Annotated in this window: 28 protein-coding genes and 2 tRNA genes; 23 read left to right on the top strand and 7 right to left on the bottom strand. The window is 70.9% G+C overall.

The window, feature by feature from the left end; genetic code table 11:
* Nucleotides 1–10: 10 nt before the first annotated feature.
* The 10 genes from ACIBD9_RS27330 to ACIBD9_RS27375 all read left to right on the top strand — a co-directional run bounded on the left by ACIBD9_RS27330 (nucleotide 11) and on the right by ACIBD9_RS27375 (nucleotide 7,896).
* Complete coding sequence (locus tag ACIBD9_RS27330; RefSeq protein WP_396721941.1) at nucleotides 11–805, top strand: 2-keto-4-pentenoate hydratase; 795 nt, start codon at nucleotides 11–13, stop codon at nucleotides 803–805.
* A complete protein-coding gene (locus tag ACIBD9_RS27335) occupies nucleotides 805–1,737 on the top strand; it encodes an acetaldehyde dehydrogenase (acetylating) (protein WP_396721943.1) in 933 nt (310 codons plus the stop codon). The genes ACIBD9_RS27330 and ACIBD9_RS27335 overlap by 1 nt, the downstream gene beginning before the upstream one ends.
* Nucleotides 1,734–2,858 (top strand): 4-hydroxy-2-oxovalerate aldolase, encoded by a 1,125-nt coding sequence (gene dmpG, locus ACIBD9_RS27340; RefSeq protein WP_396721944.1) that lies wholly within the window; start codon nucleotides 1,734–1,736, stop codon nucleotides 2,856–2,858. Before ACIBD9_RS27335 ends, dmpG begins: the two co-directional genes overlap by 4 nt.
* Nucleotides 2,855–3,628 carry a 2-keto-4-pentenoate hydratase gene (locus ACIBD9_RS27345; protein ID WP_396721946.1) on the top strand — a complete coding sequence of 258 codons (774 nt, stop codon included), beginning with the start codon at nucleotides 2,855–2,857 and terminating at the stop codon, nucleotides 3,626–3,628. Before dmpG ends, ACIBD9_RS27345 begins: the two co-directional genes overlap by 4 nt.
* A complete protein-coding gene (locus ACIBD9_RS27350; RefSeq protein ID WP_396721948.1) occupies nucleotides 3,625–4,047 on the top strand; it encodes a RidA family protein in 423 nt (140 codons plus the stop codon). Before ACIBD9_RS27345 ends, ACIBD9_RS27350 begins: the two co-directional genes overlap by 4 nt.
* Complete coding sequence (locus ACIBD9_RS27355; protein ID WP_112669228.1) at nucleotides 4,044–4,568, top strand: 3-hydroxyanthranilate 3,4-dioxygenase; 525 nt, start codon at nucleotides 4,044–4,046, stop codon at nucleotides 4,566–4,568. Before ACIBD9_RS27350 ends, ACIBD9_RS27355 begins: the two co-directional genes overlap by 4 nt.
* Nucleotides 4,568–5,569 (top strand): amidohydrolase family protein, encoded by a 1,002-nt coding sequence (locus ACIBD9_RS27360; protein WP_396721949.1) that lies wholly within the window; start codon nucleotides 4,568–4,570, stop codon nucleotides 5,567–5,569. The genes ACIBD9_RS27355 and ACIBD9_RS27360 overlap by 1 nt, the downstream gene beginning before the upstream one ends.
* Before the next feature lie 97 nt (nucleotides 5,570–5,666).
* Nucleotides 5,667–7,130, top strand: a complete 1,464-nt coding sequence (locus ACIBD9_RS27365) for an amidase (protein ID WP_396721951.1) — start codon at nucleotides 5,667–5,669, stop codon at nucleotides 7,128–7,130.
* Between the two features lie 75 nt (nucleotides 7,131–7,205).
* The gene (locus ACIBD9_RS27370; protein ID WP_112584149.1) at nucleotides 7,206–7,502 is read left to right on the top strand and encodes a hypothetical protein; all 297 of its coding nucleotides are present in this window, start codon (nucleotides 7,206–7,208) and stop codon (nucleotides 7,500–7,502) included.
* Entirely contained in the window at nucleotides 7,489–7,896 is a 408-nt protein-coding gene (locus ACIBD9_RS27375) for a DUF5130 family protein (protein WP_091405419.1), read from the top strand. The genes ACIBD9_RS27370 and ACIBD9_RS27375 overlap by 14 nt, the downstream gene beginning before the upstream one ends.
* A 171-nt stretch (nucleotides 7,897–8,067) precedes the next feature.
* Here ACIBD9_RS27375 and pepN read toward each other — a convergent pair whose 3' ends face one another.
* Nucleotides 8,068–10,617, bottom strand: a complete 2,550-nt coding sequence (gene pepN / locus ACIBD9_RS27380) for an aminopeptidase N (RefSeq protein ID WP_396721953.1) — start codon at nucleotides 10,615–10,617, stop codon at nucleotides 8,068–8,070.
* A 219-nt stretch (nucleotides 10,618–10,836) separates the two neighbouring features.
* Between pepN and ACIBD9_RS27385 the strand changes: the two genes are divergently transcribed.
* From ACIBD9_RS27385 to ACIBD9_RS27400, 4 genes are all read left to right on the top strand, one after another.
* Nucleotides 10,837–11,463, top strand: coding sequence for a disulfide bond formation protein DsbA (locus tag ACIBD9_RS27385; RefSeq protein ID WP_396721955.1), 627 nt, complete (start codon nucleotides 10,837–10,839; stop codon nucleotides 11,461–11,463).
* 181 nt (nucleotides 11,464–11,644) lie between these two features.
* A complete protein-coding gene (locus tag ACIBD9_RS27390; RefSeq protein WP_396721956.1) occupies nucleotides 11,645–12,160 on the top strand; it encodes a hypothetical protein in 516 nt (171 codons plus the stop codon).
* Nucleotides 12,161–12,249: 89 nt separating this feature from the next.
* Nucleotides 12,250–13,449: a DUF1015 family protein gene (locus tag ACIBD9_RS27395; RefSeq protein WP_396721958.1), complete on the top strand. Its 1,200-nt coding sequence runs from the start codon at nucleotides 12,250–12,252 to the stop codon at nucleotides 13,447–13,449.
* A gap of 87 nt (nucleotides 13,450–13,536) precedes the next feature.
* Nucleotides 13,537–14,004 carry a ribose-5-phosphate isomerase gene (locus tag ACIBD9_RS27400; RefSeq protein ID WP_238658372.1) on the top strand — a complete coding sequence of 156 codons (468 nt, stop codon included), beginning with the start codon at nucleotides 13,537–13,539 and terminating at the stop codon, nucleotides 14,002–14,004.
* 11 nt (nucleotides 14,005–14,015) lie between these two features.
* Here the strand turns inward: ACIBD9_RS27400 and ACIBD9_RS27405 are convergent, their stop codons facing one another.
* Nucleotides 14,016–14,357 (bottom strand): hypothetical protein, encoded by a 342-nt coding sequence (locus ACIBD9_RS27405; protein ID WP_396721960.1) that lies wholly within the window; start codon nucleotides 14,355–14,357, stop codon nucleotides 14,016–14,018.
* 138 nt (nucleotides 14,358–14,495) lie between these two features.
* Here ACIBD9_RS27405 and ACIBD9_RS27410 point away from each other — a divergent pair, with 138 nt between their 5' ends.
* Nucleotides 14,496–15,041 carry a hypothetical protein gene (locus tag ACIBD9_RS27410; RefSeq protein WP_387177021.1) on the top strand — a complete coding sequence of 182 codons (546 nt, stop codon included), beginning with the start codon at nucleotides 14,496–14,498 and terminating at the stop codon, nucleotides 15,039–15,041.
* 156 nt (nucleotides 15,042–15,197) lie between these two features.
* On the opposite strand, the gene ACIBD9_RS27415 is transcribed toward ACIBD9_RS27410, so the two are convergent.
* Both ACIBD9_RS27415 and ACIBD9_RS27420 read right to left on the bottom strand, forming a co-directional pair.
* Entirely contained in the window at nucleotides 15,198–15,464 is a 267-nt protein-coding gene (locus ACIBD9_RS27415) for a hypothetical protein (RefSeq protein WP_396721962.1), read from the bottom strand.
* A 94-nt stretch (nucleotides 15,465–15,558) separates the two neighbouring features.
* Nucleotides 15,559–17,703, bottom strand: a complete 2,145-nt coding sequence (locus ACIBD9_RS27420; protein WP_396721964.1) for a M14 family zinc carboxypeptidase — start codon at nucleotides 17,701–17,703, stop codon at nucleotides 15,559–15,561.
* 167 nt (nucleotides 17,704–17,870) lie between these two features.
* On the opposite strand from ACIBD9_RS27420, the gene ACIBD9_RS27425 reads away from it, so the two are divergent.
* Together ACIBD9_RS27425 and ACIBD9_RS27430 are read left to right on the top strand one after the other, a co-directional pair.
* Nucleotides 17,871–18,380, top strand: coding sequence for a SigE family RNA polymerase sigma factor (locus tag ACIBD9_RS27425; protein WP_396721966.1), 510 nt, complete (start codon nucleotides 17,871–17,873; stop codon nucleotides 18,378–18,380).
* Nucleotides 18,377–19,216, top strand: a complete 840-nt coding sequence (locus tag ACIBD9_RS27430; RefSeq protein ID WP_396721968.1) for a hypothetical protein — start codon at nucleotides 18,377–18,379, stop codon at nucleotides 19,214–19,216. Before ACIBD9_RS27425 ends, ACIBD9_RS27430 begins: the two co-directional genes overlap by 4 nt.
* 111 nt (nucleotides 19,217–19,327) lie before the next feature.
* Here ACIBD9_RS27430 and ACIBD9_RS27435 read toward each other — a convergent pair whose 3' ends face one another.
* Both ACIBD9_RS27435 and ACIBD9_RS27440 read right to left on the bottom strand, forming a co-directional pair.
* Nucleotides 19,328–19,720 (bottom strand): hypothetical protein, encoded by a 393-nt coding sequence (locus ACIBD9_RS27435; protein WP_396721970.1) that lies wholly within the window; start codon nucleotides 19,718–19,720, stop codon nucleotides 19,328–19,330.
* A gap of 158 nt (nucleotides 19,721–19,878) precedes the next feature.
* A tRNA-Gly gene (locus ACIBD9_RS27440) sits at nucleotides 19,879–19,952 on the bottom strand.
* A 324-nt stretch (nucleotides 19,953–20,276) separates the two neighbouring features.
* Here ACIBD9_RS27440 and ACIBD9_RS27445 point away from each other — a divergent pair.
* The 6 genes from ACIBD9_RS27445 (at nucleotide 20,277) to ACIBD9_RS27470 (ending at nucleotide 25,837) form a co-directional block, all read left to right on the top strand.
* Nucleotides 20,277–20,350, top strand: a tRNA-Pro gene (locus ACIBD9_RS27445).
* 138 nt (nucleotides 20,351–20,488) lie between these two features.
* Entirely contained in the window at nucleotides 20,489–21,835 is a 1,347-nt protein-coding gene (tig, locus tag ACIBD9_RS27450; RefSeq protein WP_091405381.1) for a trigger factor, read from the top strand.
* A gap of 247 nt (nucleotides 21,836–22,082) precedes the next feature.
* Entirely contained in the window at nucleotides 22,083–22,724 is a 642-nt protein-coding gene (locus ACIBD9_RS27455; RefSeq protein ID WP_007464111.1) for an ATP-dependent Clp protease proteolytic subunit, read from the top strand.
* A gap of 10 nt (nucleotides 22,725–22,734) precedes the next feature.
* Nucleotides 22,735–23,397 (top strand): ATP-dependent Clp protease proteolytic subunit, encoded by a 663-nt coding sequence (locus ACIBD9_RS27460; RefSeq protein ID WP_030333536.1) that lies wholly within the window; start codon nucleotides 22,735–22,737, stop codon nucleotides 23,395–23,397.
* A 210-nt stretch (nucleotides 23,398–23,607) separates the two neighbouring features.
* Entirely contained in the window at nucleotides 23,608–24,903 is a 1,296-nt protein-coding gene (gene clpX / locus ACIBD9_RS27465; protein ID WP_112676080.1) for an ATP-dependent Clp protease ATP-binding subunit ClpX, read from the top strand.
* A gap of 136 nt (nucleotides 24,904–25,039) precedes the next feature.
* A complete protein-coding gene (locus ACIBD9_RS27470) occupies nucleotides 25,040–25,837 on the top strand; it encodes a carbon-nitrogen hydrolase family protein (protein ID WP_396721972.1) in 798 nt (265 codons plus the stop codon).
* 3 nt (nucleotides 25,838–25,840) lie between these two features.
* Here ACIBD9_RS27470 and ACIBD9_RS27475 read toward each other — a convergent pair whose 3' ends face one another.
* Complete coding sequence (locus ACIBD9_RS27475) at nucleotides 25,841–26,065, bottom strand: hypothetical protein (protein ID WP_396721974.1); 225 nt, start codon at nucleotides 26,063–26,065, stop codon at nucleotides 25,841–25,843.
* Between the last annotated feature and the right edge of the window lie 639 nt (nucleotides 26,066–26,704).

The following is a 26,704-nucleotide window of genomic DNA, read 5'->3' on the forward strand; positions in this document are numbered from 1 at the left end:
GGGAGCGGGCATGGAAGCTGACATCGAGGCCGCTAACCGGGAGTTGGCCGACGCCCGCAGCACCGGCAAGCCCTGCGCGCCGCTGCGGGGGCGGCTGCTGCCGGAGGGCGACGTCGAGTCCGCGTACCGGGTGCAGCAGCTCCAGGCGCGGGCCTGGCAGGGCCGCGGCGAACGCCGGGTCGGCGCGAAGATCGGGTTGACCTCGCGGGCCGTGCAGGAGACCTTCGGGGTGTTCCAGCCGGACTTCGGCATGCTGACCGACGCCATGGCTGTCGGCGACGGGGTCGAGGTGCCCATCGACCGGCTGCTCCAGCCCCGCGTCGAGGCGGAGATCGCCTTCGTGCTCGACAAGGACCTGCCGAACCCGCAGCTCAGCACTGTCGACCTGATCCGCGCGGTCGACCACGTGCTGCCGGCCATCGAGATCGTCGACTCACGGATCGCCGCCTGGGACATCTCCATCGTGGACACCGTCGCCGACAACGCCTCCAGCGGGCTCTTCGTGCTCGGCACCACTCCGCGCCGGCTTGCCGACGTGGACCTGCGACTGTGCGGGATGGTGTTGGAGCACGCCGGCGAGCCGGTCTCGGTGGGCGCGGGCGCGGCCTGCCTGGGCAACCCGCTGCACGCCCTGCAGTGGCTGGCCGGCACCCTCGCCCGCGCCGGCGACCCGCTGCGTGCCGGGGACGTGGTGCTCTCCGGGGCGCTCGGTCCGATGGTCCCGGTCACCCCGGGGGCCGCGTACGAGGCCCGCATCTCCGGGCTCGGCTCGGTGCGGACGAGTTTCAGCAAGGGAGACAACTAATGACCGGCGTGGCGGTGCTGGGCTCGGGAAACATCGGCACCGATCTGATGATCAAGGTGTTGCGGCTCAGTGACAGCCTGCGCATGGTGGCGATGGCCGGCATCGACCCGGCCTCCGACGGCCTGGCGCGCGCTCGCCGGCTCGGCGTCGCCACCACCGCCGAGGGCGTGGACGGGCTCGTCGCGTTGCCCGAGTTCGCCGACGTCGAGCTGGTGTTCGACGCCACCTCGGCCGGCGCGCACCGACGCCACGACGAGGTGCTGCGCGCGCACGGCCGCACGGTGGTCGACCTGACCCCGGCCGCGCTCGGCCCGTACGTGGTGCCGCCGGTCAACCTCGACGAGCACCTGCACGAGTCGAACGTCAACATGGTGACCTGCGGCGGGCAGGCCACCGTGCCGATCGTCGCCGCGGTGCGCCGGGTGACTCCGGTGGCCTACGGGGAGATCGTCGCGTCGATCGCGTCGAAGTCCGCCGGGCCGGGCACCCGGGCCAACATCGACGAGTTCACCGAGACCACGGCCCGGGCCATCGAGGTGGTGGGGGGTGCCGAGCGGGGCAAGGCGATCATCGTGCTGAACCCGGCGGACCCGCCGCTGCTGATGCGGGACACCGTCTACTGCCTCTGCCCGGACGCCGACGCCGACACCGAGGCCATCGCCGCCTCGGTCGCGGAGATGGTGGCGGCCGTGCAGGAGTACGTCCCCGGCTACCGGCTCAAGCAGGACGTGCAGTTCGACCGGATCGAGGCGTACCTGCCGACGTTCGGGCGGCGGCTCACCGCCCTGCAGGTGTCGGTCTTCCTGGAGGTCTCCGGTGCCGGGCACTACCTGCCCGCGTACGCCGGGAACCTGGACATCATGACCTCGGCCGCGCTGCGTACCGCGGAGCGGCTGGTCGCCAGGCGTTCTTCGGAGGTGGCCGCGCCATGACCGAGCTGTACATCCAGGACGTGACGCTGCGCGACGGCATGCACGCCATCGCCCACCAGTACACAGTCGACCACGTACGCACCATCGCCGCCGCGCTGGACGCCGCCGGGGTGGCCGCCATCGAGGTGGCGCACGGTGACGGCCTCGCCGGGTCCAGCGTCAACTACGGCCACGGGGCCGCCAGCGACGCCGAGTGGATCTCCGCGGCTGCCGAGGTGCTGACCACGGCCAAACTGACCACCCTGCTGCTGCCGGGCATCGGCACGATCGCCGACCTGAAGGCCGCGAAGGCGCTCGGGGTGACAAGCGTCCGGATCGCCACCCACTGCACGGAGGCGGACATCTCCGCCCAGCACATCTCCTGGGCCCGGGAGAACGGCATGGACGTGGCCGGGTTCCTGATGATGTCGCACATGAACGACGCGGCCGGGCTCGCCGGGCAGGCCAAGCTCATGGAGTCGTACGGGGCGCACTGCGTCTACGTCACCGACTCCGGCGGACGGCTGCTGATGTCCGACGTGGCGCAGCGGGTCGACGCGTACCGGCAGGTCCTCGCCCCGGAGACGCAGATCGGCATCCACGCCCACCACAACCTGTCGCTGGGGGTGGCCAACAGCGTGCTGGCCGTCGAGCACGGCCGGGTCACCGGGTCGGCGCCGGCCGGCCCGGACGCGCCGCACGGCCGGACCGTCCGCGTCGACGCCTCCCTCGCCGGCATGGGCGCGGGCGCCGGAAACGCCCCGCTGGAGGTCTTCGTGGCGGTCGCCGAGTTGCACGGCTGGAAGCACGGCTGCGACGTGTTCGCGTTGATGGACGCGGCCGACGACATCGTCCGCCCGCTGCAGGACCGGCCGGTCCAGGTGGACCGGGAGACGCTCTCCCTGGGGTACGCCGGGGTCTACTCCAGCTTCCTGCGGCACGCCGAGCGGGCCTCCACGAAGTACGGAGTGGACGTCCGGTCGATCCTGGTCGAGCTGGGCCGCCGCCGGATGGTGGGCGGCCAGGAGGACATGATCGTGGACGTGGCACTCGACCTCGCCGACCAGGAGCAGGCTGTGAGCGCGAGGAGTGAGCCGGGTTTGCGAGCCCCGCAGTCGCGAACGGAAGGTGGCACAGCATGATCGGCGTGGACGTCGCGGGGATCGCCGACAAGCTGGGTACGGCGGCCGACACGGCCACCGCGATCCCGCAGCTCGCCGCCGAGACCGGCCTCGACGTGGACACCGCGTACGCCGTGCAGGCCGCGCTGCTGCAACGCCGGCTGAACGCCGGTGAGCGGTTGGTCGGGTTGAAGATGGGGCTGACCAGCAGGGCGAAGATGGCCCAGGTCGGCGTGGACGAGGTGATCTGGGGGCGGCTCACCAACGCGATGCGGGTGCCCGACGGCGGTGCCGTGGACCCGGCCGCGTACATCCATCCCCGGGTCGAGCCGGAGGTGGCGTTCCTGCTGGACCGGCTGCCCGAGCCGGGCGAGCCGGTCGGCGACTTCGCCACGGCGGTCCGCGCGGTCGCCCCGGCCATCGAGTTGATCGACTCCCGGTACGCGGACTTCCGATTCTCCCTGCCGGACGTGATCGCGGACAACACCTCGGCCGCCGCCTTCGTGATCGGGCCGTGGTCGCCGGTGCCCGCCGGGCTGGACAACCTGGGTGTGCTGCTGGAGGTCGACGGGCGGGTGGCGCAGGTCGGCTCGACGGCGGCGATCCTCGGTGATCCACGCCGGGCGCTCGACGAGGGCATCCGCCTGGCGGGCCGGCACGGGGTACGACTGGAGTCCGGCTGGGTCTTCCTGGCCGGTGCCGCCACCGCCGCTGTGCCGCTGCGCCCCGGTGCCCACGTCCGCGCCGTCGTCGAGAAGCTCGGCACGGCCTCGCTGCGGGCGTCGTCGTGACCGCCCGGGTGGTGGCCGGGAAGGCCGTGCCGCGGGGGGCTTTTCCGCACGTCAAGGTCGCCGGTGGGTTCGTCTTCGTCTCGGGTACGTCGTCGCGGCGCGCGGACAACACCTTCGCCGGGGTCGAGGTGGACGGGTTCGGCACGACCAACCTCGACATCCGGGTGCAGACGCGGGCGGTCATCGAGAACGTACGGGACCTGCTGCGTTCGGTCGGCGCGAACCTCACCGACCTGGTCCAGGTGACGACGTACCTGGTCAACATGAACGACTTCGGTGGTTACAACGAGGTGTGGGCCGAGTTCTTCGACGCCTCCGGACCGACCCGTACGACGGTGGCGGTGCACCAGTTGCCGCACCCGCATCTGCTGATCGAAATCCAGGCCGTGGCCCTTCTTCCCTCGGGAGGTCAGTCGTGAGTGAGATCGCCGAGCCGTTCAGCTTTCCGGGCTGGATCGCGGACAACCAGCACCTGCTCAAGCCCCCGGTCGGCAACAAGGAGATGTTCCCCGGCGGGGACGACTTCATCGTGATGGTGGTGGGTGGGCCCAACCAGCGCACGGACTTCCACGTGGACCCGTATGAGGAGTTCTTCTACCAGGTCAAGGGCAACATGCACATCAACCTGGTCACCCCGGAGGGGCCGCGTACGGTGCACGTACGCGAGGGTCAGATGTGGATGTTGCCGCGTAACACCCCGCACTCGCCGCAGCGGCCGGAGGCCGGCTCGATCGGCGTGGTCGTCGAGCGGGTCCGCGAGGAGGGCACGCTGGAGACGTTCCAGTGGTACTGCCCGGAGTGCGGCAGCAAGGTGCACGAGGTGGAGTTGCAGGTCCGCGACATCGCCGCCGATCTGCCCCCGGTGTTCCAGGCGTTCTACGCCGATGAGCAGGCGCGCACCTGCGCCAACTGCGGCACCCTGCACCCGGGCAAGGGCTGATGCCCGCAGGCGTGGTCGACGTGCACACGCACGTCGTACCGAAGGGTTGGCCGGACCTCGGCGCGGCCTGCGGCGGGTCCGGCTGGCCGTGGTTGCGGGTCGACTCCGAGCGGGCCGCCATGATCATGGTGGGGGAGACGGAGTTCCGCCCGGTCGGCGCCGAGTGCTGGGACGCGTCGCGCCGACTGGCCGACATGGACGCCGATGGCGTGGCCGTGCAGGTGGTCTCGCCGACCCCGGTCTTCTTCAGCTACGACCGCCCGGCCGACCAGGCGGTGAAGGTCGCCCGGATCTTCAACGACCTGACGCTGGAGGTCACCGCGGCCGGAGGTGACCGACTGGTGCCGTTCTGCCAGGTGCCGCTCCAGGACCCGGACGCCGCCTGCGCCGAGTTGGACCGCAGCCTCGCCGCCGGGCACGTGGGCGTGGAGATCGGCAACCACGTCGGCGACCGGGACCTGGACGACGCCGGCGTGGTCACCTTCCTCCAGCACTGCGCCGAGGTGGGCGCACCCGTCTTCGTCCACCCGTGGGACATGCCCGGCGGGCCGCGACTGGACCGGTGGATGGCTCGTTGGCTCACCGGGATGCCCGCCGAGACGCACCTGTCGGTGCTGGCGATGATCCTCGGCGGCGTCTTCGACCGGGTGCCCGAGACGCTGCGGATCTGCTTCGCGCACGGCGGCGGCAGTTTCCCGTTCTGGCTCGGCCGTGCCGACAACGCCTGGCAGCGCCGTGGCGACCTGGTCCGGGGCGCGTCCGCAGGCCCGCCCAGCAGCTACCTCGACCGGTTCAGCGTCGACTCGGTGGTCTTCGCGCCGCCCGCCCTGCGGCTGTTGGTCGACACGCTCGGGGAGGACCGGGTGCTGGTCGGCAGCGACTACCCGTACCCGCTGGGCGAACGGCCGGCCGGCGCGGTGGTCCACGCGGCCGACTTCCTCACCGACGACCAACGCGACAAGCTCCTCTCCACCAACGCCCTGCGCTTCCTGCACGGCTGAGCACGACGCAGCGCGGCGTCGGCCGTCCGGTTGGTCCGTTTCCGGTCGCCAGCGCGTGTCGGCTGCGCGAAGGGCCGACGGCCGGCAGGATGGCGGCATGGCCGAGCCGCACGACCTGACCGCGTTGGAGCAGGCCGCCGCGATGACCCGCGGCGAGCTGTCCAGCGTCGACCTGGTCGACCATTCCCTGCGCCGGGTGGCGGCGCTCGGCGACACCGTGGGCGCGTTCGTCACCGTCACACCGGACCTGGCCCGACAGGCCGCACGTGCCGCCGACGCGGTGCCGATCGAGGAGCGCGGCCCGCTGCACGGCGTGCCGACCGCGATCAAGGACCTGACCCTCACCGCCGGGGTACGCACCACCTTCGGTTCGGCCGCCTTCCTCGACTTCGTCCCGCCGGTCGACGCCGACGTGGTCCGCTTCATCAAGGCCGCCGGTCTGGTCAGCCTCGGCAAGACGACCACCTCCGAACTGGGCTGTTCGCTCTACTCGGAGGGCCGGGTCGCGCCGCCGGCCCGCAACCCGTGGCAGCTGGCGTACACCGCCGGCGGGTCCAGCGGCGGCGCGGCGGCGGCGGTCGCGGCCGGGCTGGTCCCGGTCGCCCAGGGGTCCGACGGCGGTGGTTCGCTGCGCATCCCGGCGTCGCTCTGCGGCCTGGTCGGCTACAAGCCCAGCCGGGGCCTCGTCTCCGGCGGGCCGATCGGCTCCGGCGCGTTCGGCCTGCCCACCAGCGGCCCGCTCGGGCGGACGGTCACCGACGTCGCCGCGCTGCTCGACGTCATGGCCGTCCCGGTGCCCGGCGAGCCCTACCTGCCGCCGCCCGCGCCGCCCGGCGGCTACCTGGCCGTCGCGCGCCGGGCCGAGCCCGGCCCGCTGCGGATCGGCCGATTCACCACGCCGATGCTCGCCGACGAACCGGTGCACCCCGACTGCGTGGCCGCCGTGGACCGGGCCGCCGCGCTGCTCACGGCGGCCGGCCACGAGGTGGTCGAGGTGCCGCCGCCGCTCGGGCCGGCGGCGTGGCCGCTGTTCGAGATCATCTGGTACGTGTTGGCGCTCGCCCCGGTGCCGCCGCAGCGGGAGGTGGAGCTGCTGCCGTTGACCCGGCTGCTCCGGGCCCGGGGCGCCGAGCTCTCCGCTGGCACCCTGGCCGCCACCCTCGGTGAGTTGCAGGCCCAGGTGCGCCTCGGTGCCCGTCGCACCGCCGGCTGCGACCTGCTCCTCTGTCCCACCCTGGCCGCCCCGCAGGCACCGGTCGGCTGGTTCACCGCCGATGCGGACCCGGCCGCCGACTTCGACCGGCAACGCCGGTTCTCGCCCTACTGCGCCATCTTCAACGTCACAGGTGATCCCTCCGTCTCGCTGCCGCTGGGCACCACGACCGACGGCCTGCCCGTCGGGGTGCTTCTCACCGGCCGGTACGGCGACGACGCGCGGCTTATCGCTACCGCTGCGCAACTGGAGAACTCCAGTGACGGATGGGATCGGCACCCCGCAATCTGGCGGGCCGTCGACTCCGCTAACGTGAATGGCGACGGAGTCGGGCGGTCGGCAGCGTGAGCGTCCATCCGACCCGGTTGTTCGAGGTCGTCCTTCTTCCGCCTGGGGGCGTTGGGATTGTCTGTTACCGAGACGTTGCTGGTCTTCGTCGGCATCCCGTTGGCCGCGGTGCTGGTCATCGCCGGCCTGTCGTACGCCGGTAGCCGCGGGGGTGCCACCGGCGGTGGCGGTGGCGCCAAGCGCTACCGTCCGGGCCGGCCCTTCGACTTCACTCCGGTCTGGTTTCTGGGCCGCCCGGAGCAGCTGGCCGACTCGGCCGGCACCGCGCTGACGGCGGGGGCGCAGGCGCCCGCGCTGACCAGCCACAAGCTTGAGCAGGCCAGCGTCGAGGCGCCGGCCGGTGGAACCGGAGGCGCAAGTGACCGTTGGTGAGAAGCAGACCGGGTCGGAAAATCCGCCCGAGGTGCTCGACGGGCCGTTCTCGACCCGCCAGCTGCTGCGCATCGACGAGGCGTTGCGCCTGGCCGACAAGGGCACCGGCCTGGTCTTCTCGGTCTTCGTCGGCGGTCTCGACGAGCCGATCCGCGAGCACGCCCAGCGGCTGCACCGTCAGCTCGCCGAGCCCGACAAGTCGGTGCTGATCGCCGTGTCGCCCAACCAGCGTCAGCTGGAGATCATCACCGGGCGGTACGCCCGCAAGCGCATCCCCGACACGTACGCCAAGCTGGCCGCGCTCTCCATGGTCGGCGCGTTCAGCGGCGGTGACCTGGCCGGCGGCATCATCAACGGCCTCGACCAGCTCGCCAGCCACGCCGGCAAGGGCTGAGCTGCACAGACGACGTGCGGACAGGCGCGATGATCGTGCTCGAACCAGGAAATAGGGGTCTCAGCTGCGGCTGAGGCCCCTATTTCCCTGTTCGAGCACGATCTTCCCAACTGACAGGCCGGGGCCGGCGCGGGCTCACGCCCACGCCGGCCCCGGGCCGGACAATCCTGCTCAGGCGCTCTGGGCGTCCTTCGCGCGGGCCTTCAGCGCCCGCACCACGCCGTCGCGGCCCTCGGCCACCAGCCGACGCAGCGGGGCGGGGTGCCCGTCACCGGCCAGCCACGCGTCGGTGGCCGCCACCGTGTCGTCCTCCACCAGGTAGGTCGGATACGCCAGCTGGGCGAACTCCTGTGCCGGCTCGCTGTCCCGGGTGGCCCACACCTGCGCGACCGCCGCGAAGTAGCGCTCCCGGTACGGGGCGACCAGCTCCACCTGCGTCGGGTGGGCGAAGCCCTGCAACAGCGCCCGGTGCCGCCAGTTGGGCAGCGCGTCCGGGCCGGTGAGCAGGGCCCACACGGCGGCCTTGTTCTCGGCCGTCGGAATCAACGCGTGCGCGTACGCGGCCTCCCGCTCGCCGCTGGCCGTGCGGTCACCGCTCAGCTCCGCCTCGATCTCGGCGGCGCCGGCGGCACCGTTGGCCACCAGCGCGGCGAGGACCGACCAGCGCAGCTCGGTGTCGATGGTCAGCCCGGCCGGCACGCCAGAGCCGTCCAGCCAACCGCGCAGCGTCGCCAGGTCTTCCTCGGAGCGGACCGCTGAGGTGAACGCACGGGCCCAGGCCAACTGGAAGCCGCTGCCGGGCTCGGCGGCGGCGAGTGCGTCGCGGGCGGTACGGGCCAGGTCGGCCCAGCCGGTCGGTGCCCAGGCCGGGTCGGCGTACAGGGTGAGCGCGGTGGTCGCCTGCCGCAGGGTGGCGGTGACCAGGTTGATGTCGGTCTCCGCGGGCAGCCCGCTCAGCGTCAGCGCCACGTAGTCGCGGGCGGACAACTCGGCGTCGCGGATCATGTCCCACGCGGCGGTCCAGCACAGTGCGCGGGCCAGCGACGAGTCGAAGCCACCGATGTGCTGCACCACGGTCGCCATCGAGCGCTCGTCGAGGCGCAGCTTGGTGTAGCTGAGGTCGTCGTCGTTGAGCAGCAACACGTCGGCCGCCCGGACGCCACGTAGCGGGGCGAGGTCGGTGTGCTCGCCAGTCACGTCGACCTCGTACCGCTCCCGACGGACCAGCCGCCCATCGGTCAGGTCGTACAGGCCCACGCCGATCCGGTGCGTCCGCAGCGTCGGGTACGCCGCCGGCGCCTCCTGCCGCACCAGCACCTGCTCGTACGTGCCGTCCGCGCCGATGGTCACCTCCGGCCGCAGCGTGTTGACCTGTGCGGTCTCCAACCACTGCGCGGCGAACTTGCGCAGCTCCCGCCCGGATGCGGCCTCCAGCTCGGTGAGCAGGTCGTCGAAGGTGGCGTTGCCCCAGGCGTGCTTGCCGAAGTAGGCCCGCAGCCCGGCCACGAACGGCTCCTCGCCCACGTACGCGACGAGCTGCTTGAGCACGCTCGCGCCCTTGGCGTAGGTGATGCCGTCGAAGTTGACCTCCACGGCCTCCATGTCCGGCATCTCGGTGTAGACCGGGTGGGTGGAGGAGAGCTGGTCCTGCCGGTAGCCCCAGTTCTTCCGGATGGACAGGAAGGTCGTCCACGCCTCGGTGAACCGGGTCGCGTTGGTGTTGCACCAGTGGCTGGCCCACTCGGCGAACGACTCGTTCAGCCACAGGTCGTTCCACCAGCGCATGGTGACCAGGTCACCGAACCACATGTGGGCCAGCTCGTGCAGGATCGTGTTGGCCCGCTGCTCGTACTCGAAGTCGGTGACCTGCGAGCGGAACAGGTAGTGGGACTCGGCGTGCGTCACGCAGCCGAAGTTCTCCATCGCGCCGGCGTTGAAGTCGGGCACCCACAGCTGGTCGTACTTGGGCAGCGGGTAGCGCACGGCGAACTTCTCGTGGAAGAAGTCGAAGCCCTGCTTGGTGATCAGGAACAGGTCGTCGGAGTCCAGGTACTGTGCCATCGACGCCCGGCAGAACACCCCCAGGTCGATGCCGTCGTGAGCGTCGCGCACCTCGTGATACGGCCCGGCGCACATCGCCGTGATGTAGGTGCTCATCCGGGGCGACTCGGTGAAGTGCAGCGTCTTGAGCGCCTCACCCGCCGGCTCCTCGCGCTGCACAGGCATGTTGGACACCGCCCGCCAGTGCGCCGGCACGGTGACGTGCCAGGTGTAGACGCTCTTCAGGTCGGGCTGGTCGAAGCAGGCGAACACCCGCTGCGCGTCGGCCGTCTCGAACTGGCTGTAGAGGTACGTCTCGCCGTCCACCGGGTCGACGGTCCGGTGCAGACCCTGACCGCTGTTGGAGTAACCGAAGTCGGCGTCGACCACCAGGACGTTGTCGCCGTCCAACCCGGACAGGGTCAGGCCCTTCTCGGCGGACCAGTCGGAGAGGTCGACGGGCGTGCCGTTCAGCGTCGCGGACCGCACCGACTCGGCGGCCAACTCGATGAATGTGCTCGCGCCCGGTTCGGAGCAGCGGAACCGAACCTCGGTCGTCGACCTGAACGTGCGGCCGTCGGCCGCCAGCACGGCGGTGGACAGGTCCAGACTGATGTCATACCCCGTCACGTTGAGCAGGCGTGCCCGCTCGGTCGCCTCGACCTGCGTCAGGTTGCGCACTCCCGGCACTGTTCGTCTCCATCCCACATGTCGCCGTACGCCCGGCGGCGCCCGTTCGCCTACCGCTCGTGACGGCCGGCCCGATTCGAGTCTTCCATGTACGGGCAGCCCGCGGTGGCCGAGGTCACGCTCTCATTCGGGTGCCGGTCGATGCGCTGCGGGGTGAAGATTTCCTCAGACGCCGACCGTCGGCGCCACCCGTCGCGAAGGGACCTCACCGTGACCGATCGTGTCACCGCCGACATGTGGTTCGACCCGGCCTGCCCGTGGGCGTGGATCACCTCCCGCTGGCTCTTGGAGGTCGAGCAGGTCCGGGACGTGGACATCCGCTTCCACGTGATGAGCCTGGCCGTGCTCAACGACGGCCGCGACGAGCTGCCCGAGGACTACAAGGAGTTCCTGAAGACCGCCTGGGGCCCGGTGCGGGTCTGCATCGCCGCCGAGCAGCGCTACGGCACTGACGCGCTGCGCCCGCTCTACACCGCGCTCGGCACCCGGATCCACCTGCAGAAGCAGGAGCGGGGTCCGGAGCTGTACGTCGCCGCGCTCACCGATGCCGGCCTCGACCCGGCGCTGGCCGCGGCCGCCGACAGCACCGACTACGACGAGGCGCTGCGGGCCAGCCACGAGGCGGGCATGCGTCCGGTCGGGCAGGACGTGGGCACGCCGGTCGTGCACGCGCCCGGCCCGGACGGCGCCCCGGTCGCGTTCTTCGGCCCGGTGATCACTCCGGCTCCGAAGGGGGAGGCCGCTGGCCGACTCTGGGACGGCGTGCTGCTGGTCGCCGGCACCCCGGGCTTCTACGAGCTCAAGCGCACCCGCGAGCAGGGCCCGATCTTCGACTGAGCGACGACCACGACGCCCCCGTCCATGCTTCGTCAGCTGCGCGGACGGGGGCGTTTCGGGTCGGGTGCCGAGGTCGGCGCACGGGTGTGGCGTCACCGGGAGGCGGGGGGCGTCGTTTCCCTCGGTGTCCGCCGCAGCGACCCGCAGGGCCGCACGCCGCAGTTCGTGGAGGCAAATCCCGATGGCCAAGCACCGTGCGTCCGGTGACGATCAGTTGACCCGGCAGGGGGTGATCGAGACTCCCGGTACGGACTACTGGTCCGTTGACGACTCCCGCTGGCCGACGGTCCGCCCGGACCTACCCGCCCACCTGGTGGATCTGCTCGCGCCGCCCATCGTGGTGGGCGTGGCGCGGGTCCCGGTGACCTCCCGGCTCACCCCGCCCGCGTCGGTCGACCCGCTGCCGTCGCCCGTCGATGCCGTGCCGACCGCCGCGCCGGCCCTGGTGCCGGCGGGAGCGGCACCGGCCGAACCGGCACCCCCGCCGCCGGCGCCGGCTCCTCCGCGCCCGGTGCCGACGCCGCCGCTGAGCCCGCGGCCCGTGCCGACGCCGCCCCCGGACCGTCCCGTGCCGGGGCCACCCGCGTCGCCCCGCCGCGCCGTGAACACCGGGCCGATCGGGAGCGGTCGACGCGGCAACGGTGGGCCGGCGAGCGCGGGTCGGCACCGCCGGGGCACCTCCGGCCGCGCCGGCTGACCAGCCGGGCCCGACCCGGCGCTTTCATCTGGTGGACGCCCCGCGGGTCCCCGTCGGCGGCGACACCGTCGCCGGTAGCGTCAGTGGGCATGACGGTCGTGCATCCGATCACCCGGGCCTGGGTCACCACTGGCGGCACCGGTGCGCAAAACTACGACGAGTTCGCCGACGACGCGGAGATCACCGCGATCATCGAGTCGAACCCGCACAGCGCTCTCGGCATCGAGATGCCGCACCGCGCCCCGCAGAGCCTGGGCAAGTCGTTCCTCGACGCGCTGCCGGACGCGGTGGCCCGCCTCGCCGAGGCCAAGGCCGACGGCAGTTACACCCCCGCCGAGCAGGTGGTGGTGCTCTACCGGATCAGCGCACCCGGCGAGGAGCCGGCGTACGGTCTGTTCGCGATGGTGGACACCGACCAGATCTCCACCCGGGCGGACGAGCCGGGCCTGGTCATCCGCAACGAGGACGTCTTCATCGCCAAGGTGCGCGAGCGGGTGGCGCTGGCCGAGGCGCTGGGCCACCTGCTCTCACCCGTACTCCTGCTCCAGACCGGGCGTGGCGACGAGCTGCACGCCGCGCTCGCGGCGGCGACCGACACGGCCGGCGCGCCCGCCGCGACGGACACCGACCAGGCGGGGCGCACGCACGCCATCTGGCTGCTCGGCCCCGGCCCGGAGCAGGCCACGCTGACCGCTCTCGCCGGCGGCGGGGATCTGGTCGTCGCGGACGGCAACCACCGCAGCCTGGCCGCCCAGACCGGGGGGCTGTCGCGCTTCCTGGCCGTGGTCACCACCCCCGCGTCGGTGGCCATCCAGCCGTACAACCGGCTGGTCAGCGAGCTGACCACCACCCCGGCCGAGCTGCTCGACCGGCTGCGGGCCGCGGGCGCCGAGGTCGCGCCGATCGATGGCCCGGTCGAGGTCCCGGAGGCCGGCGGCACCGTGCACCTCCGCCTCGACGGCCAGGGGTACGCGGTGCGCCTGCCCGCCACCGCCTCCGCCCGCCTGGAAAACCTGGACCACGCCCTGGTCGAGCGGCTGGTGCTGCGCGACGCTCTCGGTCTGGACCCGGGCGACAAGCGGATCACCTACGTCGGCGGTGACTACCCGGCGAGCTGGCTCACCGGTGAGGTCGACGCCGGGCGGGCCGAGCTGGCCATCCTGATCGCGCCGGTGACCGTGGCGGACTTCGTCGCGGTCAACCTGGCCAGGGAGAAGATGCCCCGCAAGAGCACCTGGTTCACCCCGAAGGCGCGCGGCGGTCTGGTCGTCGCCGAGCTGCCGCGTTGAGCGCCATCCCCACGACCGTGTGACGAACCCGGCTCGGGGACGCCGCCCCAGTGACGTCCCCGAGCGCGGCCTGACAGACTGCCCGGTATGCGCGTCTACCTGGGATCCGATCATGCCGGTTTCGAGTTGAAGGTGCACCTGGCCAACCACCTGGCCATGCAGGGGTACGAGGTGGTCGACGTCGGCCCGCACGGCTACGACCCGGACGACGACTACCCCACGTTCTGCCTGCACACGGGCGATCAGGTGGTGGCCGACGAGACGGGTCTCGGCGTGGTCATCGGTGGCTCCGGCAACGGTGAGCAGATCGCCGCGAACAAGGTCGCTGGCGTCCGCGCCGCGCTGGCCTGGAGCGTCGAGACCGCTCAGTTGGCCCGTCAGCACAACGACGCGAACGTGGTCGCCATCGGTGCCCGTCAACACACGTTGGACGAGGCGACCGGCATCGTCGAGGCGTTCCTGAACACCCCGTTCTCCGGCAACGAGCGGCACGCTCGGCGGATCGCCCAGGTTGCCGAGTACGAGCGGACCCGGAAGCTGCCCGACCTGCCCTGACCGTGCGGCGACTAGCGCGGCGAGCGGGGCAACTCCTCGCGGGGCACCCAGTTCCGCCGGACGACCACCACCCGGGCCTCCGCCTCGGCCAGGTCGTCGTCGGTGGGGCGGGCGGCGTCCCGGGCCCGTAGCGCGGCGCTCAGCCCCACCTGGGACGAGCCGGAACCGACCAACCCGCGCAGCCCTCGCTCGCCGTCGCGCTCGTCGCCGCCCGTGCTCCTGCGTCGCGGCGGCGGGCCGTCGCCGTCATGCACGCCCGGGGTGCTGACCGTCGGAGCGTCGGCACCCGGTCTGGCCGTCTCGGTGTCGCCGTGGTGGCGTAGCCGTCGCCGTCGTCGGTCGGGGTCACCCATCAGCCGACCGTACCCTGCGGGGGTTTGATCCGGCACGGTCGCGGGGCCTCGCGTCCCGGCCGGGGTCGGCGACCGATTTGCCGGCTGGCTACCCTCGAATCCAGGCGGTGCTGTGCCGTCGGTCAGGGGGAGGACGAGATGGCAGACCAGACGCAGCCGTGGGCGGAGCGGACCGTGGAGGTGCCACCGCAGGCCGGCGTCGGGGTGCCGCCGCAGCGTGACGGGTTCCGCCGGGGGGTCGCTCCGGTGGGAGAGCCGCGCACCCCGCGGACGGAGCCGTTCCCGGTGGTCGAGCAGGAGCCGACCGGCACTGGTTGGCCCGGTGAACCAGTGCCCCGCCGCTCGCTGAGCTCGCGGATGGCGCAACTGCGTCGAGGCGGTGAGTGGAGCGCGGCGGCCGGCCTCTTCGCGTTCGTGTGCTGGGGGATCTGGGCGCTGTCCGGCCAGGGTGACCTGAGCGGGCCGCTGCTGGTGCTGGTGCTCAGCCTGCTGGTGGCGGTCGGCCTGTTCGCCCTGTTCCGGCTGGTCGGCCGGGTGGTGCTGGAGCGGCAACTGGGTCGGGTCCGGCGCACCGCCCGAGGTGCCCACCTGGCGACGGCGGTGTTCCTCGCCGGCTTGGGGGTGGCGTGGCTCCAGCAGACCGAGTGGGTCGTCTCGGCCTGGAACTGGATCTCCTCGAACTGACCGGGCGTGCACGGGTGGGCCGGTCCAGGACCGCCCACCCGTGCACCCGGTCGTCTCCCCACCAGGCAAGGTCGCCGCTTACCCGGCCGGCCGCGGTTCATCCGTGGCCGGCCGGTACGGCCTTCGTGGGCTTGCGTGATCCCGATGGTGCGGCGGTCAGTGGGTGCCGCCGTGCCCTTCGGCGTCGGCTCGGGGCGACGCGACCCGGGCGGCCGGATCCTCGACGCCGGGCTCGCCGCCGTCCGGGGCGACCGCCCCGTCGTAGTTGTAGAGCGGTCGACCATCGTCGTGCTGCTTGGTGGTCTTGATGTAGCGGTGCATCAGGCCGTCGATCTTCACCTCGACGAGTGCCTCGTTGCCGGTCTCGTGGGTGCTGCCGTCTTGGGGGCCACCTACCAGGTGGGCAGTGGTGTTCGTGTCCATGGACGGGCCCTACCCACCGGGTACCCGGTGGAAACGGGTGAAATTCGGCCAGCGGTGCCGCGCCCCGACGAGTGGACGCGGCACCGCTGAGGGATCAGCCGGCGGATTCGGCGGCGGCGTAGTCGCGGGCCACCCGGACCATCTCCACCAGCCCGCCGGCGTACTCCTGGGACTCGCCGTGCGCCTCGTCGAACGGCGGCTGGAAGCCGACGCCCTCCCACTGGTTGGTCGCCGGGTTCCACCGGTCGTTGCCGACCTCGAAGTCCCAGGCGAAGATGCCCAGCTCGTAGTAGAGCTGGTCGGCCGAGTTGCCGGCGGCGGAGTAGAGCACGTCGGCGACCGGTCCGGTCTGTGACGGCCAGGTGACGGTGCCGCGCTCCTGGGCGATGGCGCCGACGATCCGCCGGGCGCTGTTGAGGAACAGCGTCGACTCGTCGATCGACGGTCGCGGCAGGGTGACCCGACCGTCGGCCCGGTACGCCCCCGGCGGCCACATGAAGTACCCGCCGTAGGAGTGCACGTTCATCGCGAACTTGATGTTCGGGTGGTTTTCGGCGAGCGCGATCACGTTGCGGCTCTCCGCCTCGGACAGTTCGGCGGTGCCCGCGTAGGTACCGGACAGGCAGTTGGCGCTGGCGCCCACGTACCCGTCGAAGTACGACCCGACGGTGTAGTTGCGGTTGATGTCGACGCCCCACGAGGTGCGGTTCTTCGGGTCGCGGGCCGCCCCGGTGCAGTGGTTGACGAGGTTCTTGCGCTGCATGTTGAAGTCGTTGAACGAGTAGTTCGCACCGTCCGGGTTGACCATCGGGATGACGAAGATGTCGACCTGCTCCAGCAGCTCACGGGTGGCCGGGTCGGTCCGGGCGTTCGCCAGCATCCGTTCGGCGAACTCCAGCGTCACCAGCGGGGTGGCCCACTCCCGGGCGTGTTCCTGGGAGTACGCGAGCACCCCCACCCGGGAGCCGTCCCGGTGTACGCCGAGGCGCAGCGCCTGCACCGTCCACGGCCGCGCCGGGACCTCGGTCCCCTGGAGGCCGTCGTCGAGTCGGGTGGGGCCGGCGAGGGGCATGGGCAGTCCGGCCGAGCCGTCCTCGACGATGGCCCGGAACCGGTCCGGTTGGCGGGCGTTGATCGCCGCCGCGACCTCGTCGGTGGTGCTCACCGTCTTTCCGGCGGTGTCGGTGGCCAGTGACACGGTGAGGACGCGGTCGCGGTAGCCGACGGTCAGTGGCCGGTTCGCCCGGCCCGGGTCGACCGTCCGCACCTGCACGCCGTTCATGTTCTGGTCGCCGAAGCGGACCGACTCGACCACCAGGGCTGCCACCGCCGGGTCACCCAGGTAGCCGGCGGCGTTGCGTCGGTAGCCCTGGGTCTTGTTCGGCAGGTCGATCACGTCCACCAGGTCCCGGTACTGGCGGGCCAGCCGCTTGATCCGCGCCTGGATGTCCACCGGCGTGAGGTACGCGTCGATGAAGTCCTTCTGGTAGCCGGCCGGCAGCGGCGGCGGTGAGGCGTTCGGCCAGAGCGTCGGCGTGACCGCCCGGCTGACCCCGCCGAGGCTGGAGGTGGCGCTCAGCTGAACCGGTCGGCTCGGCACCGGCTGGGGGAGCGCGTAGTGGTACTGGTACTCGCCGGAGTCCTCGAACCGGTACAGCGGGAACGAGCCGGTGGCGCCGTCCGCCGTCCGCCAACTGACGGTGATCTCCACATCCGGGTCGTCGGTGGCGGTGGTGGCCACCTGGGCCTGTAGGAACGTCTGTCCGGTGGTGGTCCACCAGTACGCCTGCTGCACCTGGAGGGTGTCCACGGCGGTGGCGGCGGTGGACCGCTGGCCGGCGGCCGGCGTACGCAGTCCGACGGCGGTACGGGCCTGAGCCGCGCGAACGCTGTCGGCGTAGTGCCGGCTGCCGTCCCCGGCGCGCTGCACTATCTGCACGGCCGTCGCGCCCTGCGCGGTCAGGTCGGCGAGCTGCGCCCCGCTGAGCACCAGGTCGGCGAGGATCCGGCCGTCCCGTGCCCGGGGCCGGTTGGCCAGGTCCGCGCCGGTGGCGACGAGCCGGTCCAGCTGGGCCTGATCGCGGAGCTGGACTCGGACCACTGCGGTTTCGGTGGCGCTCAGAGTGATCGGGGCGGCCGGGGCGGCGGGGGCCGCCGCTCCGGAACCGGGATGGGACAACACTGCGCTGAACAGGATCACTGTGGTGGCGGCAGCTGTCCACCGTCGTCGGACGATCATGTGCCCTCCTGTGACGGACGTCGATGTGCTTGGTCCTTACACCAGTGCATAGATCGACACCTGTCAAGGTGGAGGTTCGTTGATCCGGTGACACGTTCGGGAGTTCCGGAGCAACCCCCTGGGCCAGACCCCGCGTGACTAACTCGAAACGGGGATCGGAGGCCTGAATGAGCGATCGCGACAAGGCGTTCGCCGAGTACTTCGCGGCACGGTCCGGTGCCATGCGCGGCACCGCATACCTGCTGTGCGGCGACTGGCACCGTGCCGAAGACCTGGTCCAGACCGCGTTCGTCAAGCTCTACCGGGTCTGGAACCGGATCTCGCGGCACGAGGTGCTCGACAGCTACCTTCGCCAGATCCTGATCCGGACCTTCCTCGACGAGCGCCGCCGCGGCTGGTGGCGGCGTGAACGGGTGGGTGGCGAGGATGCCGAGCAGGTGGCCCCGCCCGACTCGCCGGAGAGCCGACTGGTGCTGCTCCAGGCGCTGGCGCGGGTCGCACCGCGCCAACGGGCCGTGCTGGTTCTGCGGTACTGGGAGGACCTGTCGATCGAGGACGTCGCGGCGCTGCTGGAGTGCTCTCCAGGGACGGTGAAGAGCCAGGCGGCACGCGGGCTCGACACGCTGCGCGGCCTCCTGTCACCCACCTACAGCGGGATCGAGATGGGGGAGCGATGAACGAGGAAGAGTTGCGCGAGGGGCTGCGCAGCGAGATGGCGGGCACAACCCCGCCACCACCATTGAGTACGACAGCCGCGCTCGGCGTGGCTCGGCGGACGCAGTTCCGCCGGCGCGCGGTGTGGGCGTCCCTCGGATCGGCGGCTGTCGTGCTGGCGGTCACCGGCTTCGCGGCCGTCGCCACTCCGGACGGCCTCGTCTACCAACCGGCGGGTCAGGGGCCACTGGCTCCGGACGCGTCGGGGGACACCAAGGAGCCGTGGCCGACCGGGCCGAACGGTCAACCGCAGGAGGACCGGACCGCGCGGGCCGGGTCCAAGTACGACCAGGGAGTCCACCTGCTCGGTGAGGTTGTCTCGGTCGTACCCGCCGGCTTCACCGCGCCGGAGGACCCGCCGAGCCAGTCGGCCGAGCAGCGGACGCTGCGGACCCACCAGGCGCAGTTCGAGGAGAAGGTGAACGGCGTCGACGTGTGGAGCTACATGTCCTCAGTGGCCGTGGCCCAGGGCGAGGGCACCGGGCGCGTGATCGTCGAGGTGCACGAAGCCGGCAACCCGATGCCGACCGAGTCGTGCGACCTGGCCCAGAAATTCTGGGGCATGCGCGGCGAGTGCCAGGTCGAGACGGTCGGCGCGACGCGGGTCGGTGTGGTGGTCCGAGCGGGCAGCGACGATCGGCTCGACCAGTGGTCGGCGTACCGGCACCCGGACGGCGTGGTGGTCTTCGTGGCCCAGGGCGTGCGGCTCGACGAGAGCCGGCCGGCGTTGACGAAGCTGCCGTTCTCCGTGCCGCAGTTGGCGGCTCTCGCTGTCGACGAACGGTTCCACCTGAAGTGACACGGCACCTCGGCCTCGCCGAGAGGGCCCAGGTGCCGCCACCGTGCGGTCCACCTGGGCCTTGCTGTGTCGACCCCGCCTGTGACGCGCACGAGGTGCGGCAGGTCCTTGTCAACGACGCGCCGTGAGGGGCAGGAGGACGAGGACGGCAATGCCCAGCGTGCTGGCGCCGACAGCCCACCACCAGAAGAATCCCGAGAAGACCGAGGCGACCAGGAGCCCCACTCCGAGGCCGGCCAGCAGGCCGAGTGCGAACAGGGCTCGTGGGGGCAGGGCGAGGTGTGGCAGACGTCGTACCACGAGCACCTCCAGCCAGGTGCCACCCGCCGCCAGCAGCGCCGCGCCGACCCCGTCCACGGCGGAGAGCCCGTGACCCTCGCTGATGGGCACGAGAACCCTGCCCTCCTCACCCGCCGGCACGAAGAGGACGAGTACGCCGGCGGCGATGAGCAGAGCGGCAGTGACGACCTGCCTGCGCGGGGCGCCCACACCATCGGGTGACATCGCCACAGTCTCGGCCATCCGCCGTCGCCCGCACAGGAGCCGTATCGGCGAACATCGCACTTCCGGTGCCCGGCCGGTGGGCGGCGGGGGTTGTGCAGGACGCGCTCCGGGCACCCCGCCGCGCACAAAAGCGCCCTCCGACCTGGGCCGGAGGGCGTTGGAGCGGGCGACGAGAATCGAACTCGCGTAGTCAGTTTGGAAGACTGAAGCTCTACCATTGAGCTACGCCCGCGTGCATCCCGCCGAAACAGGACGCGCCCCTAGCGTACCCAATGCCGGTGCCCGACGCGTAACCGCGCCACCGCCCCCGCGGTGCCGTGTCGTCTCCGGCGCCGCGGTACGGCGCCGCCATGATCCGGACAACATCCGTGATGTAGTGGCCTCGCGGCTCGTGGAGGCCACCACATCCGTGAAGTTGTGCGGATCATGGGCACCGTTGTGCGGATCTTGGTGCGGCACGTCCGGGGTGGAATGGTAATTTTCGGGGGTTCTGTCCGGGTGCCTGGTGCCCCGGCACCGACTGAGGCGTGGCGACGGCATAGACTGCACGTCGCCACGGGGTGTGGCGCAGCTTGGTAGCGCACTCGCTTTGGGAGCGAGGGGCCGTGGGTTCAAATCCCGCCACCCCGACTGTCGTCCGCGGCCGGGCCGCCCCGGGTGCCGCCCAGTGCGGCTCCCGGGCGATGCCGGAGCGTCAGGCCGGCTCGCCTACACTCGATGGGCTGAATCACGCCCAGACTCAACTGAGATCCGTCAAGGAGTACGCCTGTGAAGAGCACCGTCGAGACTCTGAGCCCGACGCGCGTGCGGCTCGCCATCGAGGTGCCGTTCGTCGAGCTCGAGCCGAGCCTCAAGAAGGCGTACCGGGAGATCGGTTCGCAGGTCCAGGTTCCGGGCTTCCGCCGGGGCAAGGTCCCGACCGCGGTGATCGACCAGCGGGTGGGCCGGGGCACCGTCCTCAACGAGGCGGTCCAGGAGGCCATCCCGGAGAACATCCTCGCCGCGGTGCGTGAGCACGACCTCAAGACGCTGGGGCGCCCGGAGGTCGAGATCACCGAGTTCAACGACGGTGACTCGCTGAACTTCACGGCCGAGGTCGACGTCCGCCCGGAGATCACCATCCCGGACGCGAGCACCATCGAGGTGACCGTCGACGAGCTGCAGATCGACGAGAGCGAGATCGACGAGCAGGTGAAGAACCTGCGGGAGCGTTTCGCGACCCTCAAGACCGTCGAGCGGGCCGCCGCCGAGGGCGACTACGTCCAGATCGACCTCAACGCCACCGTCGACGGCGAGGACGTGCCGGGCGGCCAGGCGAGCAACATCTCCCACGAGGTGGGCAGCAAGCAGCTCCTGCCGGGCCTGGACGAGGCCGTGGTCGGCCTCGCCGCCGGCGACGACACCACCTTCACCACCCAGCTGGTCGGCGGCGACTTCGCCGGTCGGGACGCCGAGGTGGCGGTGACCGTGCGCACGGTCAAGGAGAAGGAGCTGCCGGAGCTGAACGACGAGTTCGCCCAGATGGCGAGCGAGTTCGACACGATCGAGGAGCTGCGCGGCGACCTGCGGAACCGGGTCACCCAGGGCAAGCAGGTCGAGCAGATCTACGCCGCTCGGGACAAGGCCCTGGCCCAGCTCGTCGAGGCCGCCGAGATCCCGGCCCCGGAGGGTGTCGTCCGCGAGGAGGTCGAGAGCCGCAAGCAGGCGATGGTCGACCAGCTGGAGCGGATCGGCGCCTCGATGGAGGAGTACCTCGCTGCCGAGGACAAGACCGAGGAGCAGATCGACGCCGAGCTGACCGAGGCGGCGACCGAGGGCGTCAAGGTCCAGCTCCTGCTGGACACGCTTGCCGACGCCGAGGACGTCCAGGTCTCCGACGACGAGTTCGGGCACGAGATCGTGCACCGGGCGCAGCGTGCCGGGATGGCCCCGCAGCAGTACTACGACCAGCTGGTGCGCTCCGGCGCGGCCGCCGCCGTCTTCGGCGACGTGCGGCGGGGCAAGGCGCTCGCGGCCGTCATGGAGAAGATCACGATCAAGGACTCGGCCGGCAACGGGATCACCCTCGACGCGCTGCGCGCCGCCAACGAGGCGGAGCACAACCACGACCACTGATCGTCGGGTGCGGCCGCCGTCCGCCGCTGAGCGGCGGACGGCGGCCGTTTCCCTTTCCGGGTACGCCCGGGCAGCAGGCACTGCCGGGTACGCCCGGGCAGCAAGCACTGCCGGGTAGCCCGGAAGCCCGCGCCGCGGGTACGCCCGACACAGCTGCGCTGAGAGCGAACAGTGCCCCGACCGGGACTCTGCCGCCCCGCACAGCGGTTAGTGTCGGGAAAGACGGTACGGAGAGCGAAGGGCTGCCATGACCGACATGCACATCCCCAAGAAGTCGCTCCGGGCGATTGACGCGCGCGGTGGCGACTCCATTGGCAACCTCGACGACTCGGTCTACAACCGGTTGCTCAAGGAGCGCATCATCTTCCTGGGCAGTGAGGTGACCGACCAGGTCGCCAACCGCATCTGCGCGCAGCTGCTGCTGCTCGCCGCGGAGGACCCGGACCGCGACATCAACCTGTGGATCAACTCGCCGGGTGGCTCGGTCTACTCCGGCATGGCGATCTACGACACCATGCAGTTCATCGACAACGACGTGTCGACCGTGGCGATGGGCATGGCTGCCTCGATGGGCCAGCTGCTGCTCTGCGCGGGCACCAAGGGCAAGCGGTACGCCCTGCCCCACGCACGGATCATGATGCACCAGCCGTCCGGTGGTCTGGGCGGCACGGCGTCCGACATCGCCATCCAGGCGGAGCAGATGCTCTACACGAAGCGGATGTTCCAGGAGCGGGTCGCGCACCACACCGGCCAGAGCCAGTCGCAGATCGAGGCCGACTCGGACCGGGACCGTTGGTTCACCGCCCAGGAGGCCATGGACTACGGCTTCATCGACAAGGTGATCATCGGGGCCGCACAGGTTCCGGATGGCGCCGGGACCCTGAGCTGAGGAGCTGACGATGACCGATCTGAGCCTGCCGCCCCAGTTCGCGGCCGTGCACAACCGCTACGTGCTGCCGTCGTTCGTCGAGCGCACGTCGTACGGGGTCAAGGAGTCGAACCCGTACAACAAGCTCTTCGAGGACCGGATCATCTTCCTCGGCGTCCAGGTGGACGACGCGTCGGCCAACGACGTGATGGCCCAGCTGCTGACGCTCGAGGGCACCGATCCGGACCGCGACATCATCATGTACATCAACTCGCCGGGTGGTTCGTTCACCGCCATGACGGCGATCTACGACACCATGCAGTACGTCCGTCCGGACATCTCGACGGTCTGCCTCGGGCAGGCGGCGAGTGCGGCGGCAGTGCTGCTCTCGGCGGGCACTCCGGGCAAGCGGATGGCCCTGCCGAACTCGCGGATCATCATCCACCAGCCGGCCACCGAGGGCGGCTACGGGCAGGGCTCGGACATCGAGATCCAGGCCCGGGAGATCCTGCGGATGCGTACGCAGCTGGAGGACATGCTGTCCCGCCACTGCAACCGCCCGATCGAGCAGGTTCGCAAGGACATCGACCGTGACAAGATCATGACGGCCGAGGAGTCCAAGGAGTACGGGCTGGTCGACACGATTCTGACCAGTCGCAAGAAGGGTCTGCTGGCGGCCAACGCCGCCCGCTGAGCAGCATCGGGTCAGAGGTTGGCCGGGGGCTCCGTTCCTGGCCGACCTCTGACACACCCGTTTTGGGGGTCGGAGAATGCCCCGCCAGCGGGTAACGTCGGGTCCGTACCGCTTCGCCGGTTCGGCCGGCGGCGCGAACTAAGCCGGACGGCGCGCAACGTCCGCAGGTCAGGGCCGGGTCTCCGGCCGATGAGTGCAGGGAGAACGTAGGTGGCACGGATCGGTGACGGCGGCGACCTACTGAAATGCTCCTTCTGCGGCAAATCGCAGAAGCAGGTCAAGAAGCTCATCGCGGGCCCAGGGGTCTACATCTGCGACGAGTGCATCGATCTCTGCAACGAGATCATCGAAGAGGAGTTGGCCGAGTCCGGCGAGGTGAAGTGGGAAGAGCTTCCCAAGCCGATGGAGATCTGCCAGTTCCTCGACACCTACGTCGTGGGTCAGGATCAGGCCAAGAAGGCGCTCGCCGTAGCGGTCTACAACCACTACAAGCGGATCCAGGCCGAGGCGGCTGGTGCGCCGGGCTCCGGCAGTGACGCCGTCGAGCTGGCCAAGTCCAACATCCTGTTGCTCGGCCCGACCGGGTGTGGCAAGACCCACCTGGCGCAGACCCTCGCCCGGATGTTGAACGTGCCGTTCGCCATCGCCGACGCCACCGCGCTGACCGAGGCGGGCTACGTGGGCGAGGACGTGGAGAACATCCTCCTCAAGCTGATCCAGGCCGCCGACTACGACATCAAGCGCGCCGAGACCGGCATCATCTACATCGACGAGGTCGACAAGATCGCCCGCAAGTCGGAAAATCCGTCGATCACGCGGGACGTCTCCGGTGAGGGCGTGCAGCAGGCCCTGCTCAAGATGCTCGAGGGCACGGTGGCCAACGTGCCGCCGCAGGGCGGCCGTAAGCACCCGCATCAGGAGTTCATCCAGATCGACACCACGAACGTGCTGTTCATCTGTGGTGGCGCGTTCGCCGGTCTCGACCAGATCATCGAGTCCCGTACCGGGCAGGGCGGCACCGGCTTCGGTGCCCGGCTCCGGTCGGTGTCCGATCGGTCGACCGACGACATCTTCAGCCAGGTCATGCCGGAAGACATGCTCAAGTTCGGGCTGATCCCCGAGTTCGTCGGCCGGCTGCCGGTGATCACCAACGTTCGCAGCCTGGACCGCAGCGCTCTCGTGCGCATCCTCACGGAGCCGCGCAACGCCCTGGTTCGGCAGTACCAGCGCCTGTTCGAGCTGGACGGTGTCGAGCTTGAGTTCGACGAGCCGGCGTTGGAGGCCATCGCCGATCAGGCGATGCTGCGGGGCACCGGTGCCCGTGGTCTGCGGGCCATCATCGAGGAGGTTCTGCTCTCCGCGATGTACGAGGTGCCCAGCAACCCCGACGCCGCCCGCGTGCTGATCACCCGCGAGGTCGTCCTGGAGAACGTCAACCCGACGATCGTGCCGCGTGAGTTCACCGGGCGTCGGGCTCGGCGCGACCGCGAAGAGAAGTCCGCCTGATCCTTACCGCGTCACGCCGGCCGTTCGATCCTGAGCGGCCGGCGTGATCGTGTTCGGCGCCGCTCGCCCGTGACCACCCGCGCCGGCCGAGACCGTGACGCTGTCCGTCAGCGCCCTCCAGCCGTACCCTTTGCTCATGCGTGTCGCCGTCTGCCAGCTGAACGCCCGGGACGACCGTAAGGCCAACCTGGCGGCCGCGGAGGCCCTACTGGAGCGCGCCGCCGCAGGCGGCGCGGACCTCGCCGTCCTCCCGGAGTACGTCGACTACCTGGGTCCCGCCGCAGGGCTGCCCGAACCGGAGCCGGTCGACGGCGAGGTGGGCAGCTTTTTCGCCGGGGTCGCCCGGCGGCTCGGGATCTGGCTGGTGGCCGGCTCGTTCCACGAGGCCGGCCCCGATCCGGACCACACCTGGAACACCTCGCTGGTCTTCGACCGTGCCGGCAGCCTGGCCGCGAGCTATCGCAAGATCCACCTGTACGACGTGGAGATCCCCGGTCGGGTCTCCTACCGGGAGTCGGCGAGTGTCGCGCCCGGCGCCCAACCGGTGGTGGTCGACGTCGAGGGGGTGCGGGTCGGCCTGTCGATCTGCTACGACCTGCGCTTCCCGGAGCTGTACCGGCTGCTCGCGTCCGATGGGGGCGCGCAGCTGCTGGTGGTTCCGGCCGCGTTCATGATGCACACCGGGCGGGACCACTGGGAGGTCCTGCTGCGGGCCAGGGCGATCGAGAACCAGTGTTTCGTGGCGGCGGCCGGCCAGACCGGCGACCACGAGCCGGGTCGCACCTGCTTCGGCCGCAGCATGGTGGTCGACCCGTGGGGGACGGTCCTCGGCCAGGTGCCGGACGGCCCCGGGATCTCCGTCGTCGACCTGGACCTCGAACGACTCGACGCGATCCGCGCCGAGCTGCCCAGCCTGGCCAACCGCCGGCTCTGAGCCTCAGCCCTCCAGCAGGACGCCGATCACCGCGAACCCGGCGATGGCCGCCGCGGTGACCAGCAGCGCGGTGGTCATCCGGGACCTGCCCCGTCGGGCCAGACGTCCCACCGAGAGCACGAGTACGACCAGCACGACCGCACCGATCACCACCTGCCAGAACGGCCCGATGAGGCCGAGCAGCGCCTCCTCGGCGAACACCATGGCGCCGTGCCCGGACTCATTCATGACTGACACTCTGGCACGTCGAGGCGGCCCGCGTCCTCGGCTGCGCCGGGGACCGTCGCGTCCTCATCGTCGGAACCAGTGATGAACCCTGATTTGCCTTCTCCGGGCCGTCCGCGTAACTTTCTCTCTGCACGGGGGAGGCCGGACAAACCGGCCGAGAACGGGCGCCAGGCTCGTGGCGGCAACGCCGAGCGAGACTGAGATCGGGCGGTGCGGAACACTCCGGATGCGGGGTTGCGAACGCGGAGCCGACCGGGTAGAGTTCTGAAGCCGGCAGGAGCCGGGCGGAGAGCCGCGAAGCGGTGATCGGCCGGTCTGCGGCTTCCCACGACAGAAACGAACGTCGGCAACGACGTGCGTCATCGTGGACTCGAACAAGCAAGACTATCCGAACTCTCGGGTGAAGCACGACGAATCGCGAAATATCGGTTTGACACGGCGGAAACGAGCGGGTAACGTAGTAAAAGTGCCTGGCGCTGGAAAGCGTTAGGGATGTGGTTCGAAAAGGCCCCGGTTGGGGTTCCACTGAGTGTGGGGCTTCTGGTCGGTGTGTGGTTGTTCTTTGAGAACTCAACAGGGTGCTTGTAAAGCCAGTGCCAATTATGATTTATACCCCGGACTGGTCAGTTTTTGCTGGCT

This window comes from Micromonospora sp. NPDC050784 (genome assembly GCF_044456765.1).
Lineage (GTDB): Bacteria > Actinomycetota > Actinomycetes > Mycobacteriales > Micromonosporaceae > Micromonospora > Micromonospora foliorum.